At 62.0% G+C, this 12,977-nt stretch carries 13 protein-coding genes and 1 tRNA gene; 8 read left to right on the plus strand and 6 right to left on the minus strand.

The window, feature by feature from the left end; translation table 11 throughout:
• A partial coding sequence (locus tag ACHFFR_RS08630) for a UDP-N-acetylmuramate dehydrogenase (protein WP_394263858.1) occupies positions 1–1,143 on the plus strand: 1,143 nt, incomplete at its 5' end.
• A 47-nt stretch (positions 1,144–1,190) separates the two neighbouring features.
• Here the strand turns inward: ACHFFR_RS08630 and ACHFFR_RS08635 are convergent.
• The 3 genes from ACHFFR_RS08635 to ACHFFR_RS08645 are packed head-to-tail and all read right to left on the minus strand — an operon-like array spanning position 1,191 to position 3,762.
• Positions 1,191–1,886, minus strand: coding sequence for an esterase/lipase family protein (locus tag ACHFFR_RS08635; RefSeq protein ID WP_394263859.1), 696 nt, complete (start codon positions 1,884–1,886; stop codon positions 1,191–1,193).
• Positions 1,883–2,734 (minus strand): alpha/beta fold hydrolase, encoded by an 852-nt coding sequence (locus ACHFFR_RS08640; protein ID WP_394263860.1) that lies wholly within the window; start codon positions 2,732–2,734, stop codon positions 1,883–1,885. Before ACHFFR_RS08640 ends, ACHFFR_RS08635 begins: the two co-directional genes overlap by 4 nt.
• The gene (locus ACHFFR_RS08645; RefSeq protein WP_394263861.1) at positions 2,731–3,762 is read right to left on the minus strand and encodes an adenosine deaminase; all 1,032 of its coding nucleotides are present in this window, start codon (positions 3,760–3,762) and stop codon (positions 2,731–2,733) included. Before ACHFFR_RS08645 ends, ACHFFR_RS08640 begins: the two co-directional genes overlap by 4 nt.
• A gap of 94 nt (positions 3,763–3,856) precedes the next feature.
• On the opposite strand from ACHFFR_RS08645, the gene ACHFFR_RS08650 reads away from it, so the two are divergent.
• On the plus strand, positions 3,857–5,119 hold the full coding sequence (locus ACHFFR_RS08650; RefSeq protein WP_394263862.1) for a phosphotransferase: 1,263 nt from the start codon (positions 3,857–3,859) through the stop codon (positions 5,117–5,119).
• A 79-nt stretch (positions 5,120–5,198) separates the two neighbouring features.
• Here ACHFFR_RS08650 and ACHFFR_RS08655 read toward each other — a convergent pair whose 3' ends face one another.
• Positions 5,199–6,401 carry a pyridoxal phosphate-dependent aminotransferase gene (locus ACHFFR_RS08655; protein WP_394263863.1) on the minus strand — a complete coding sequence of 401 codons (1,203 nt, stop codon included), beginning with the start codon at positions 6,399–6,401 and terminating at the stop codon, positions 5,199–5,201.
• 242 nt (positions 6,402–6,643) lie between these two features.
• Here ACHFFR_RS08655 and ACHFFR_RS08660 point away from each other — a divergent pair.
• The 5 genes from ACHFFR_RS08660 to rplA all read left to right on the plus strand — a co-directional run bounded on the left by ACHFFR_RS08660 (position 6,644) and on the right by rplA (position 9,270).
• Positions 6,644–6,716 (plus strand) — tRNA-Trp (locus ACHFFR_RS08660).
• Between the two features lie 57 nt (positions 6,717–6,773).
• Entirely contained in the window at positions 6,774–7,016 is a 243-nt protein-coding gene (gene secE / locus ACHFFR_RS08665) for a preprotein translocase subunit SecE (protein ID WP_394263864.1), read from the plus strand.
• A gap of 30 nt (positions 7,017–7,046) precedes the next feature.
• Entirely contained in the window at positions 7,047–7,940 is an 894-nt protein-coding gene (gene nusG, locus ACHFFR_RS08670; protein WP_394263865.1) for a transcription termination/antitermination protein NusG, read from the plus strand.
• 110 nt (positions 7,941–8,050) lie between these two features.
• The gene (rplK, locus tag ACHFFR_RS08675; protein WP_394263866.1) at positions 8,051–8,485 is read left to right on the plus strand and encodes a 50S ribosomal protein L11; all 435 of its coding nucleotides are present in this window, start codon (positions 8,051–8,053) and stop codon (positions 8,483–8,485) included.
• 74 nt (positions 8,486–8,559) lie between these two features.
• Positions 8,560–9,270 carry a 50S ribosomal protein L1 gene (gene rplA, locus ACHFFR_RS08680; protein ID WP_394263867.1) on the plus strand — a complete coding sequence of 237 codons (711 nt, stop codon included), beginning with the start codon at positions 8,560–8,562 and terminating at the stop codon, positions 9,268–9,270.
• A gap of 71 nt (positions 9,271–9,341) precedes the next feature.
• On the opposite strand, the gene ACHFFR_RS08685 is transcribed toward rplA, so the two are convergent.
• Together ACHFFR_RS08685 and ACHFFR_RS08690 are read right to left on the minus strand one after the other, a co-directional pair.
• A complete protein-coding gene (locus ACHFFR_RS08685; protein WP_394263868.1) occupies positions 9,342–9,689 on the minus strand; it encodes a hypothetical protein in 348 nt (115 codons plus the stop codon).
• Between the two features lie 1,317 nt (positions 9,690–11,006).
• Complete coding sequence (locus tag ACHFFR_RS08690; RefSeq protein ID WP_394263869.1) at positions 11,007–12,020, minus strand: hypothetical protein; 1,014 nt, start codon at positions 12,018–12,020, stop codon at positions 11,007–11,009.
• Between the two features lie 363 nt (positions 12,021–12,383).
• Between ACHFFR_RS08690 and udk the strand changes: the two genes are divergently transcribed.
• Positions 12,384–12,977: uridine kinase (gene udk, locus ACHFFR_RS08695; RefSeq protein WP_394263870.1), on the plus strand; the 594-nt coding region annotated here is incomplete at its 3' end.

Below are 12,977 nucleotides of genomic sequence, written 5' to 3' on the forward strand. Positions count from 1 at the left end.
TCCGAACCGACGACGACGGTCCCGCCAGTCCCGTCCCACCGTATGCGTGGCACGCGCTCACTGGCGCAGATGACGACGATCGGCGTGGGCGGCCCCGTCGCCAGCGTCGTGAACGCGACGAGCGAGGCCGAGATCATCGACGCCATTACGCAGGCCGACGCCGAGGGAACACCCGTCATCGTCATTGGCGGAGGGTCGAATATCCTGGCCTCGGATGAGCCGTTCGACGGCGTCGTCGTGCGCGATACTCGCACGGAAATCACCGAGCTGATGGACGATGGCTGTGGCGGCGCGGAAATGCGTATCACCGCGGGCACGCCGTGGGATGACGCCGTCGTCTTTGCTGTCGAACACGGCTGGATGGGCATCGAGGCGCTGTCGGGAATCCCGGGATCGGTTGGCGCGGCCCCGGTTCAAAACATTGGCGCCTATGGCCAGGAGCTGGCCGAGACGCTCGCGGCCGTGCGCGTGTACGATCGCGCGACCAAGGCTACCCGCACCTTTTTCCTGTCCGACATGAAGTTCGGCTACCGCGATTCGATCCTCAAGAGGTCGATGGGGGAGTTCGGCGCGAGCCCGCGCTGGGTGGTGCTCTCGGTGGATCTGCACATGCGCCGCGCCACGCTCTCGCGGCCGGTGAGCTACGTGCAGCTGGCCAACAAGCTCGACATCGAGCTCGGCAAGCGCGCCCCCTCGGCGGACGTGCGAGCGGCCGTGCTCGAGCTGCGCCGCTCGAAGGGCATGGTGCTCGACGATTCGGATCGGGACACCTATTCGCTCGGCTCCTTCTTCACGAACCCCGTGCTCACGGAGGAGGCGGCGGCCCGGCTACCCGAGGGCGCGCCGCGATTCGGTGTGGCCAAGCACGACGCCGTCAACCAGATTGGCAAGGCTGCCCCCACGATCGAGGGTCAGGTCAAGACGTCGGCCGCGTGGCTCATCGACCATGCGGGCTTCCCGGCCGGATACAACATGCCCGGCCCGGCGGCCCTGTCAACCAAGCACTGCCTGGCGCTGACCAACCGCGGCGAAGCTAGTGCGCAAGACATCGCGGCGCTTGCACGCGAGGTGCGCGACGGCGTCGAGGAGACGTTTGGCGTGCGGCTCGTGCCCGAACCGGTGGTCGTCGGTGTAGATATCTAGGCTGCATAGATATCTAGGCGGCATAGATTTCTAGGAAGCGCAGGTATCTAGGTGGCGCGGATTGGCCCGCGCTCGATCAGGTCCTCGATGCAGGTGAGAACGACGTCGAGCGTGTGCGGCGCGCCGATCCCGCGGAAGTGACCGGCCACGTCGAGCGGAATGTTCGTCGCGCCTTCAAGCAGGGAACCCTCGGGGATGTGAAGATCCCACGTGGGGCTCAGCGAATAAATGCGCTTGCGAATCACTCGCTCGCGCTGCGGCCCCCACGGCTGGTGGATCGCCGGCCCCGCGGGCGCCATGCTCGACAGTGCGGTCACGGCGGGGAAGAGCTTAGCCATGCTGCTTCCGCTCCAGGGCGCGGCGATCGCGATGAGGCCGTGCACGCCGTGGGGGAGCCCGGCGAGCGCCGCCCGCCCAACGAGTGAGCCCTTCGAATGGGCGAGCAAAATGATGGGCAGGTCTGGCTCCTGCGCATACCGCTCCCTGATATCGGCGAGCACCTTCTGCGCGAGCTCGGGAACTGGCGCGAGCATGCGCCCAAGATCGGGCTGGACGATGTCGTATCCCGATTTCTCCAGCGGCTCGAACGTGGACTGAAAGTAGCTGCCGTCTTCCAAGATGCCCGGCAGCGTGAGAATCGTTGCCCGCGTGTCATCGGGCCTCGTGGGCACGTGCGCCCGAGGCGTTGCGATCACGTTGCGCGCGAACCAGAGATAATCCGCAAGCACGTCGCGAATTCTCATGCGCGCGCCTCGAGCTCGGCCTCGGTGAGGAGAGCGACGGCGGCCTTGGCCACGTCGTCGTCATCGGAGTAAATCGTGGAATGCGCGGCGCCGGGAATCTGGACGCACGTTGCCTGAGCCGCCTGATCGGCGAGGTAATTAGCCCACTCGGTGGGAACCAGGTAGTCGTGCTCGCCGTGGAGGATCATCACGCGCGCCTGATCGCCCACGAGCGCCATGCGCCCCTCGATCGGGTAGTTCATCATGGTTGGCAGGGTCTTCATGACCCAGTGGCCGGCCGAGCGCAGGTAGCTCAGCGTCGCGACGCGAACGAGCTCCACGTCCTCAAAGACCGCCGACTTCAGGTAGTTAAAGACGACTACGGGAGGGTTGCGCTCGGCGGCGTTGACCGGCGGGCCGATGAGGCAGGCGCGGCGGAAATGCTCCGGCCTGCGCGCCATGAGCTCCACGACGATCTGTGCGCCCATCGAATGACCGACCAGAATCGGATCCGCAATGCCGTTGAGCCGCATCGCCGCGTCAACCAGCGCCGCGAATCCGGCGATCGACAGCGGATCTTCCGGCGGCGGAAGGCTCGCGGCCCCCGGCAGGTCCATGATGAACACCTCGCCGTATTCGGCGAGTTCTTCGGCAAGCGGTGTCATGTACGTCGAGGACAGCCCGATTCCGTGTAGAAGCACGAACGTTACACGCTCGTCGCCCACGCCGTCGATCTTTTGCCGGTTCAGGCCAGGTGGTGGCGCACCAATGCGGTGGATCCGCACGAATCGGCCGTCGATGTTCAACAGCGTGCGCTGGGCGTCGCGGCCAGCACCGCCCAAAATGAACGACGTCGGATTCAGACTCATGCCACCACCTCCGCGGGCTCTGCCAGCCACTCGTCGACCTCGCGCAACCACCGCTGCTTGGATTCGATCGTGGCCATCGACGCCGTAATCGAGTCCTTCGCGAAACTCGCAAGCTCGGCGTCGGAAAATCCCTGCTCGCGCGCGATCTCGTACTGATCCGTTAACCGCGAGAGGAACAGGAGCGGATCATCCGCGCTCAGGGCAATCTGCGCGCCGGCGTCCGAGAGCCGACGCAGCGGCACTTCCTCCGGCGCCGTGTAGACGCCGAGCTGCACGTTCGACGTCGGGCAGACCTCGAGCGCGATGCCCGCGCCCACGATGCGTGCGAGCAGATCCGAATCCTCCGCCGCGCGCACGCCGTGTCCCAATCGGGTGGGGCGCAAGTGCGTGACCACCTCGCGGATGTGGTCGGGGCCAAGGAGCTCTCCGGCGTGCGGGACGGATGCGAGCCCGGCACGGCGGGCGATGTTGAATGCGGCTGACCATTGGGACGTGACGCCCCTGCGCTCGTCGTTGGACAGGCCGAAGCCGATCACCTGACCGGGCCCGTTGCCCGCGTGCTTGGCTGCGAGGCGGGCGAGCACGCGGGCATCAAGGGGATGCTTGATCCGCGATGCCGCCACGATGATGGCCACCTCCACGCCGGTGGCCTTGGAAGCCTCGGTTGCCTCGTCGAGCACGATCTCCAACGCGGGCGTGATGCCGCCAACGAAGGGCGCATAGGAGGTGGGGTCAATCTGGAGCTCGAGGCGGCGCGAGCCCTCGGCCGCGTCGTCGGCGGCCGCCTCGCGCACGATCCGCCGCATGGCCTCCTCGCTTCGCACGACCTTGCGCGCGGCGTCGTAGGCGCGCTGGAAGCGGAACCAGCCGCGCTCGTTTGCGGGCACCTGAAGGGCGGTCGTATCTGTGAGGTTGGCGGGCAGGCGCAGGCCGAGTTCGCGGGCCAGATCGGCGAGCGTCGACACCCTCATGGAACCCGTAAAGTGCAGGTGAAGATGCGCTTTGGGCAGGGTCGTCAGATCTCGCATGCCGATAGTCTAACCTCCCTCTGGTTCAGCCTGCATAAACGCCGCCACACGCCGAGCGGTTGAGGCGCCGCCCAAAGACTTCTATAAAAGAACTATGGCAGTTTCACACAGCGACGAACGACGCGCGGTGAATATCCTCGCCGGCCCCTCCGCTGGTGAGATGATCAACCTCGCTCTGGGCAAGGACGGGATCGTGCGCTCCTGGCACGTTCACGCCGTCAACCACCGCCCGGGTGCGAGCGTGTCGGTGGGCTACTCGGTGGTGTGGGACAAGTTCCACGGCGCCGGTCAGCGCGTGCGCGAGGATCTCTATCTCGTGGCGTCGACGGCGAAGATTCATCCCGATCGCCTCGCGCGGGCCGGCGCGAAGACCCTGTACGCCGACGACCTGCCCGTCCACCTGTGGGAATTCCCCAACGATCCGGATCTGCCCGCGCTCGGGCTCGCCTGCGATCCCGAGCCGCTCTCGGATCTCGTGGGCGAGCGCGTCGATGTCGAACTTCTGGGCTACCGGCCCACCCGCCGCGCCGTCCTGCGCGTCGAGGGGGAGAGCGAGCTCCTGTTCGCCAAGGTCGTGCGCCCAGACACCGTCGAGGCGCTGTTGCAGCGGCACATCGCGTTCGAGAAGGCGAAGCTTCCCGCCCCGCGCGTCACCAGATCCACCGCGGACGGGCTTGTATTGACGACGACGGTCCGAGGCACGCCACTATCCGCGGCTTACGTGCGCGGCAAGAACCTTGATGCGACGTTCACGTCCCTGTCCGAAACCCTGGACGCCCTGCCGATGATCGGGCGTGGGCTCAAACGCCGCCCCGCCTGGGCCGACCGCTGCGAGCACTACGCCGACGCCGCGGGCGCCTCCCTTCCCGAGATCGCCGACCGCGCGAGGGCCGCCGCCACGGCCATTCGCCGCTACCGCACCGAGGCCGACTACGGCCCGCTCGTGCCCACCCACGGAGACTTCTACGAGGCGAACGTGCTCGTTTCGCCCACGACCGGCCACGTCAGTGGCCTGCTCGACCTCGATTCCTTCGGGCCCGGCTACCGCGCCGACGACTGGGGGTGCCTGCTTGGGCACCTCTCGGTTCTTCCCAGCCTGAACGAGAAGTACAAGCACGTTGGCTCGATCACCGACCGCTGGTTCGAGCGAGCCCGCACCGAGGTCGATCCGGTGGCGCTCGCGGCCTCGACGGCCGGCGTCGTTCTCTCGCTCGTGGCTTCGGCCCGCCAGCGCGGCAGGAGCAACTGGCAAAAACAGGCGCTCGCCCGCCTCGGGGTGGTCGAGGGATGGCTTGCTACCGCGCGCGAAGCCGAGCGCGATTGGGGATACGGCACGCGTCTGACCGCCGTCCGCTAACCGCCGCCTCCCACCCAACCGCATGCCGACGGCACAAAAAACGGGCGCCCAGTACGAAACCGGGCGCCCGTCGTCGTGATTAAGCGAAGAGCTGCTGCAGGCGTGACGCGCCCTCCACGAGGTCCTCGTCAGACAGGGCGTAGCCCATGCGGATGTAGCCGGGCGTGCCGAAGGCTTCGCCAGGAACAACGGCCACTTCGGCCTCCTCGAGGATGATCTCGGCGAGCTCGGTGGTCGTGTTCGCCACGCGGCCGTTGATCTCCTTGCCGAGCAGGCCCGACACGTTGGGGTAGACGTAGAACGCGCCCGTCGGCTCGGGAACCTCGATGCCCTCGATCTCGCGGAGCATCTCCACGAGGGTCGTGCGGCGGCGGTTGAAGGCCTCCTTCATCTCGGCGACGACCCCCTGGTCGCCCTCGAGCGCGGCGATTGCCGCCACCTGCGAGACGTTCGAGACGTTGGAAGTGATGTGCGACTGGAAGTTCGCCACCTTCTTCATCACGTCAGCCGGCCCGTGCATCCAGCCCACGCGCCAGCCGGTCATGGCGTAGGTCTTGGCCACGCCGTTGACCACGATGGTCTGGTTCTGGAGCTCGGGAACTTCGGCGAGGATGTAGGACATCTCGCCCTCGTACACGAGGTGCTCGTAGATTTCGTCCGAGACCACCCACAGGCCGTTCTCGAGCGCCCACTCGCCGATCGCCGCGAGTTCCGTTGCGGAGTAGACCGAGCCGGTCGGGTTCGACGGCGAGCACAGCAGGAGAACCTTCGTGCGCTCGGTCAGAGCGCCGTCGAGCTGGTCGAGCGTGACCTTGTAGTCCTGGTCGGAGCCCGCGAGTACCTCAACCGGGACGCCGCCGGCCAGCCTGATCGCCTCGGGGTAGGTGGTCCAGTAGGGGGCGGGCAGGATGACCTCGTCGCCGTCGTCGACCAACGACACGAACGCCTGGTAGACGGCCTGCTTGCCGCCATTGGTGACGATGATGTTGTCCGGATCAACCTCAACACCGGAGTCGGCCTTCGTCTTCGCGGCGATTGCCGCGCGAAGCTCGGGCAGGCCCTTTGCCACGGTGTACTTGTGGTTCTTCTGATCCGTGGCAGCCTGCGCGGCCGCCTCAACGATGTGAGCTGGGGTGGGGAAGTTCGGCTCGCCCGCGCCAAAACCGATGACCGGCTTGCCTTCGGCCTTCAGGGCCTTCGCCTTGGCGTCGACAGCGAGGGTTGCTGATGGTTGGAGCGCGGCGAGGCGCTGGGAGACTCTGTTCTTGGGTTCTGTAGCCATGGCTTTATCGTGTCAGAATTGGTGGGAGAGCGTAAAGGACGTTCAGTATCTGTCCTCCTTTCCGACGACGACGAACGGGCGCCGCTGCGCGCGTGCCCGGCCGTCTGGGCGCGAACGTGGTGAGAATTACAGACGCCGGGGCCAACCTGCCTAGAGTTTTGGTCACAATCTCACTAGACTTGTGCGAGTTGCCTTCGTTGGCGACGATCTGGCGCCGTCTGGCATAATGAAAGTCGGGCCATAGGGCAGTGGCGCAATTGGTAGCGCACCGGTCTCCAAAACCGGCGGTTGTGGGTTCGAGTCCCTCCTGCCCTGCAATGAAGGCGGCCCAAGATTTGGGCCGTTTTCCACATAATCGAGAGGACAACATCGATGAGCCAAGCAGCAAGCGCATCGTCTCGTGGCCGTAAGTCCACGCAGAAGAAGAGCCTTTGGCGTCGCATCGTCACCTTCTTCAAGGAAGTTGTTGCCGAGTTTAAGAAGGTTCAGCGCCCCACCCGTAAGGAGCTGTGGAACCTCTTCCTCACGGTGGTGTTTTTTGTGGCGATCGTGATGATCTTCGTCTCGATCCTTGATGTTGTCTTTAACCAGTCCATGTTCTGGATCTTCGGTTAACACAACTCGAAATTAACGAAAGTAGGGACAATGTCCGAGGAAGAATTCGCACGCGACGAACTCTTTTCCGATTCCGCCACCCCGGCGGACGCACCCGCCCCGGAAGACGACGCCGTCGACACGACCGGCACAGACACGACCGGCACAGACACGGCCGACACGGATGCGGTCGACACAGACACGGCTGACGCCCCGGCAGCCGCTGAGCCTGAATCCGACGAGGTTGCCGCCGACGAGCCCGCAGCTGACGAGGCCGTAGCCGACGAGCCCGCAGCCGAGGAACCCGCAGCCGAGGACGACGCCGAGGAAGAGATCACCGAGGAGACCGTCCGCAAGCGCATCAAAGGCCTTCCGGGCGACTGGTACGTGCTGCACACCTACGCCGGTTACGAAAAGCGCGTGAAGCAGGATCTCGAGCACCGCATCCACACGCTGAACATGGAAGATTTCATCTTCGAGGTTCAGGTACCGATGGAGCAGGTCTACGAGGTGAAGAAGGGCCAGCGCAAGCTCATTTCGCGTGTGCGCATGCCTGGCTACGCTCTCGTTCGCATGGAGATGACCGACGACTCGTGGCGTGCTGTTCAGGACACGAACGGCGTGACCGGCTTCGTTGGAAACGGCCGTGACCCGGTTGCTCTGACTTTGCATGAGGTCGTGCAAATGCTCACCCCCGTCGTCGAGCAAGAAGCTGCCGAGGCTGCCAAGGCCGCTGGTAAGCCCGTTACTGCGGGCGCTCCGGAGATCGTCGCCGATTACGAGGTTGGCGAGACCGTGACGCTTACCACGGAGCCGTGGGTCGGAATGCCAGCTACAATTTCACAGGTTGACGCGGCGAACCAGAGGCTCACCGTGCTCATGACTCTTGTCGGCCAGGAAACCCCGGTCGACCTGTCCTTCAGCCAAGTCAAGAAGATGGACTAGTCCGGCAACTCCAGCCGAACTGCCGCAAGGCGCCCATCTCTTTAACTGCTGAATGACGCCCATCATCGGTGCCATGATGATGGTTCCCTAGTAACAAAGAAGGATCAATTATGCCTCCCAAGAAGAAGGTTGCAGGTCTGATCAAGCTCCAGATTGAAGCTGGAGCAGCATCGCCTGCACCGCCGATCGGCCCCGCGCTGGGTCAGCACGGCGTGAACATCATGGACTTTGTCAAGGCGTACAACGCTGCGACCGAATCCATGCGTGGAAACGTTATCCCGGTTGAGATCACCGTCTATGAAGATCGCTCGTTCGACTTCATCACGAAGACTCCGCCGGCCGCTGATCTGATCAAGAAGTACGCGGGCATCAAGAAGGGCTCCGGTGTTCCTCACACCGATAAGGTTGGCCACCTCACCGCAGATCAGCTGCGAGAGATTGCCAAGACCAAGGAACCGGACCTGAACGCAAACGACATCGACAACGCAGCTCGCATCATTGCCGGCACCGCGCGTTCGATGGGCGTGACCACCGACAAGATTTAATAGCGACTACCAAGTTGCCGTGGTAGAGCCCGGAGCTGGCTCGTTTCCCACGACTGCCGAAGGAGAAAAGCAGAATGGCAAAGCGCTCAAAGAACTATCGCAAGGCGGCTGAACTCGTTCAGCGCGGCGAGCTGTACCCCCCGCGCGAGGCGTTTGACCTCGCCAAGAAGACCTCCGTCACCAAGTTCGACTCCACTGTCGAAGTAATGTTCCGCCTTGGCGTTGATCCGCGCAAGGCTGACCAGCTGGTGCGCGGCACGGTCAACCTCCCGCACGGAACGGGCAAGACCGCCCGCGTCATCGTCTTCGCACAGGGCCCGAACGCTCAGGCGGCACTTGACGCCGGCGCTGACGAGGTTGGCGACGACGATCTGATCGCCAAGGTCGAGGGCGGCTGGACCGACTTCGACGCCGCGGTTGCAACCCCGGACATGATGGGCAAGGTCGGCCGCCTCGGCCGCGTCCTTGGTCCTCGTGGCCTCATGCCGAACCCCAAGACGGGCACCGTCACCATGGATGTCGCCAAGGCTGTCTCGGACATCAAGGGTGGCCGTGTTGAGTTCCGCGTGGACAAGCACGGAAACCTCGCCTTCATCGTCGGCAACACGAGCTTCGAGCTCGAGCAGCTGCTCGACAACTACTCAGCTGTCCAGGAGGAAATCCTCCGCCTGAAGCCGACCTCGGCCAAGGGCAAGTACATCCGCAAGGCGACCGTCTCGACGACGATGGGTCCAGGCATCCGTCTCGATGCGACGAAGACCCGCAAGGACGAGGAAGAGAAGTAACCTCGATTCGATAGCCGAATGAGTGCCCCACGTGGATTAATCCACGTGGGGCACGGTGTAATTTACTCGTGTCAGTAGGGGCGCATGGCAGATACCTCTGGTTGCCACATGAAGACAATGGTGAGCAACACGATTCCTGCTACGACTCCGAACGCGATGAGCTTCTTCCGCTGGGCTTCGAGTTGCTCACGCTCATCGGCGTCCTGTGCTTGTGCTACTTTGCTTTCCCAATAAACTCTAAACAGAGTGAAGAAAACAAAGAAGGCAATGAGTGGTGCCACCGACAGTAAATCTGAGGTTGTCTGAACTCCACGTCCCTGTTCGAATGCACCTTGTTCCCAGAGTTTTAACGCACTAAACGCAATCAGAAAAAGCGCATTGATAACCGTAATTTCCGCGATTCGCTTTCGAGATATCACAGTACGTCCTTAATTGCAGATTTGGCTCGAGCTTGGCCTGCTGATGATCTTTTCGCCGACGTAGCCACAACCCCATCCGATGATAAAAGAACCGACGGGGCCTCCGGCAAGACTTAACGGAAAGCAAACGAGTCCATTCCAAGAGACAGTGAATATCACATATCCTGCTCGTGCGCGCTGGCATCCCGTTGCTCTACTCACGCGTGGGTAATTGGGAACGCTGTGTGTGCCGTCTATTGAAGGCTGCATAACCCAAGTGGGCGTTAGGAGTCCGCCACCGCGTTCGAGAAGCGGAGAAGGCGCGTTGAGGTTTGAATTTCTTCTCTTAATCGGAGGGATGGGTTGTGTGTCGTCATCTGAGGGGGCAGATGCATCAACGGTATACATACTACCTACGGTAGGTGACGGGGGGCGTGTTGTAATGCCGCCGGAGCAACTGGTACGAGCAACATCGATAGTGCAATGATGGCGATTTTCATGGTGTTCCTTGGTCCTAGGTGGTGTCAGAAAATTTGATCCGTCCGAACTTGTAACTCGTGTTGGTAGATCTGAGATGGGTCCGGCGGGTCTAACGTGACTGAACCGGACCTTTGTAGCGCGCATATCGCCCGAAGGCGCTTATTGAAAAGCACGGTGATTACGAAAGTTTACCGTGTTATGTGCGCAATGCCACTGTGTCGACTTACCTTATGGGAAATGACCGCGAAACGATTGTGGTGCCTCACGTGTTTTGAGCACGAATATTTTTCGTGTGAATGAGGATGTGACTGCGAAGATGGTGCGTGTTGTAGTAGCTAAGCGACTAAGCCGGGCCTACCGCGTGGGAACGAAGAAGGAGAAATTGCGGGTTTCAGACCAGTTTTGTGAAGTTGCCGACCTGTATCGGTACTCAGCGCGCCGCTACCTATGTGACCCTACGATAGGCAATCCCAAGGTTTACCGGTTCGATCAGCGTATGGTAAGGCCTACTAAATACTGGCCAAGTGCGAGGAAACTCTTAATCAGGATCTGGACGCTGGAAAGTATGCCGTGCGGGAAATACCTTGCCGCGAACCTGCCTGAGTGGATTGACACCCTCGCAAGGTACGAGCAAACTCTCCTTTCGCACTTGGACCGCAGTGTGCAACCGTATCGATCTCGAAAAACCCGGGCTCAGCTTCGAGATCAGCACTAGCAGTACGGATGTGGTGTGGAGAACGGCAGAGATTTTCTACCCGGGCCCATAACCGCGCTCACACGGATGACGTACAGCGAAGTAACTCAATTCATCTAAACGTCCTCAACAACACCGACTCTGCCTATTAACCGCGGCAATCCTTACTGGCCGCTCGGATCTTCGATCACGGTGTAGTTCCTAATCGGAGTTCCCGTCCACGACAGTCCGCCATGTTGCTGGGAGTTTGGCGGATAGGTTACGAGGACCGTGCTTCCTTCGGTGTACTTATCGGGAGCGACCGGGGAGCCATCGGGCTCAAACAGTGCGAATTGCGCCGTGTAAAACTCTTCCGTGTCCACGCCGTTGCCGTCGGGGGCAATCCTTGAAAATAGGTGATCCTGGTCGAGTTTGACGACAACCGCCTGCTCGTTCTCGGCCGCAATCTTGACACCGGCATACCTGCGAATCTCCTCGGCATCGAGAACGTCGATGGTGCCGATGAAGTAGCTATCTCCGGCGCGTTCAGCTTCTTCGACCGCCTGTGCAAATTGCTCTGGGATCTGCGGCTCTGGAGCCGCCGGGTAGATGAGCTTGAAGCCGCCGGAAGGAGCATCCGTCCAGGACATCACAGACGTGGGATCCGCCGCGTACATCGTGCTGGCCGGGTCGTACGCGAGCACGACCTCTTCGCCATCTAGATACGGCGCGCTTTGCCACGTGTATCCCTGGGATTCCAGCTCCGTGCCGTAACTTGGCAGGAGCATCGTCGTCGTGATTGACACGGGGTTTTCAAAAATGTCGAGAACGTCGAGCGTGAGTGGCTCATCGAGCATGACGACCGCGAAGCCCTCATTTGGCACGTATGTTTCGGGCTCTTCCGTCACCGGATCGACATTCATGTAGGGGACAGCCTCGTCGTAGCTGAGGATGGTGTAGGTCCCGGTGACTGTCTGTAATCCCTGTGATTCGGCCTCGGCAATTGCCTGGTCGCGTTCGCCGTCGGCCTGTGCTTGCTCAGCGCGTGAGGCTTCCTCCGTTGGTGCCGTCGTCGTTGGTGGTGGCGAGGTCGTTTCGGTGCCGTTGGATTGTGTGCCAGTAGAGTCCGTGCACGCGGCGAGGGTGAGTGAGGCGATGGCGCCAAGTGCCACGAGCCGCGGAAAAATTGTGCGAGCCATTGGGCGCTCCTTGATGATGCTGTCGGTTTAACCTGTGGCACAAGCGTAAATCTGTGGTGGTTTTCGCAAAATCATCCCACGGGATTATTCGGTGCAGCAGTTTCTCGTGAGTCGACTAATTGAGCGGGTGTTGCCAAAAGCTCTTCATGAACCATCATGACGAACACGTACAACGCGAAGCTGTGGCACATGCCTGTCTGTGAATGCGAGTGGTAAAGTGACGAGCGCAGCCGCCCATTCGAACGACGTCTCACTCGCTTTGCGGCTGGTTGTTGCCGTGAGTTGTGTCGCGCTGAAGAAGTCGGGGTTTTACGCGGCGCGTGGTAATTTTTGAATTGGTTAATCAATGGCGAAAGGTGCGCGGTGGCTAAAACAGGTAGGCCCATGGTTATTGGTATCGCTGGCGGCACCGGCAGTGGCAAGACCACGTTGACCAGGGCGATTGAGAAGCAGTTTGCTCCCAACACGGCGGTGGTCTTCCATGACAGCTACTACCGGCCCAACGACCACCTCCCGATGGAGGAGCGAGCCAAGCTTAACTACGACCACCCGGATGCTTTTGATAACGACCTCATGGTCGCCCAGCTCCTGCAGCTGATCGCGGGGGAGCCCATCGACGCCCCCACCTACGACTACGCGCAGCACACGCGCTCGAAAGAAACTGTTCGCATTGACCCCGCGCCCGTCATCTTGGTCGAAGGTATTGTGCTCTTTGTTGACGAGCGCATATGCGACCTGTTCGACGTCAAGATCTTCGTGGATACCGACGCCGACGTGCGCATCTTGCGCCGTGTGAAACGCGACGTCGTCGAGCGCGGCAGATCCATCGAATCGGTCGAAGCGCAGTACTTGGCCACCGTCAAGCCCATGCACGAGCTGTACGTGGCGCCCTCCAAACGCAGGGCGGACATCATCGTGCCAGAGGGCGGGCGGAACATCGTGGCTCTCGAGATGCTC

This window comes from Trueperella sp., from assembly GCF_043424875.1.
Lineage (GTDB): Bacteria > Actinomycetota > Actinomycetes > Actinomycetales > Actinomycetaceae > Trueperella.

What these genes read in the sequence shown, in the direction of transcription:
- ACHFFR_RS08635 (WP_394263859.1), bottom strand. Translation starts at nt 1,886, where the DNA reads ATGAGAATTCGCGACGTGCTTGCGGATTATCTCTGGTTCGCGCGCAAC.
- rplA (WP_394263867.1), top strand. Translation starts at nt 8,560, where the DNA reads ATGGCAAAGCGCTCAAAGAACTATCGCAAGGCGGCTGAACTCGTTCAG.
- ACHFFR_RS08650 (WP_394263862.1), top strand. Translation starts at nt 3,857, where the DNA reads ATGGCAGTTTCACACAGCGACGAACGACGCGCGGTGAATATCCTCGCC.
- nusG (WP_394263865.1), top strand. Translation starts at nt 7,047, where the DNA reads ATGTCCGAGGAAGAATTCGCACGCGACGAACTCTTTTCCGATTCCGCC.
- ACHFFR_RS08640 (WP_394263860.1), bottom strand. Translation starts at nt 2,734, where the DNA reads ATGAGTCTGAATCCGACGTCGTTCATTTTGGGCGGTGCTGGCCGCGAC.
- secE (WP_394263864.1), top strand. Translation starts at nt 6,774, where the DNA reads ATGAGCCAAGCAGCAAGCGCATCGTCTCGTGGCCGTAAGTCCACGCAG.
- ACHFFR_RS08690 (WP_394263869.1), bottom strand. Translation starts at nt 12,020, where the DNA reads ATGGCTCGCACAATTTTTCCGCGGCTCGTGGCACTTGGCGCCATCGCC.
- ACHFFR_RS08655 (WP_394263863.1), bottom strand. Translation starts at nt 6,401, where the DNA reads ATGGCTACAGAACCCAAGAACAGAGTCTCCCAGCGCCTCGCCGCGCTC.
- ACHFFR_RS08645 (WP_394263861.1), bottom strand. Translation starts at nt 3,762, where the DNA reads ATGCGAGATCTGACGACCCTGCCCAAAGCGCATCTTCACCTGCACTTT.
- rplK (WP_394263866.1), top strand. Translation starts at nt 8,051, where the DNA reads ATGCCTCCCAAGAAGAAGGTTGCAGGTCTGATCAAGCTCCAGATTGAA.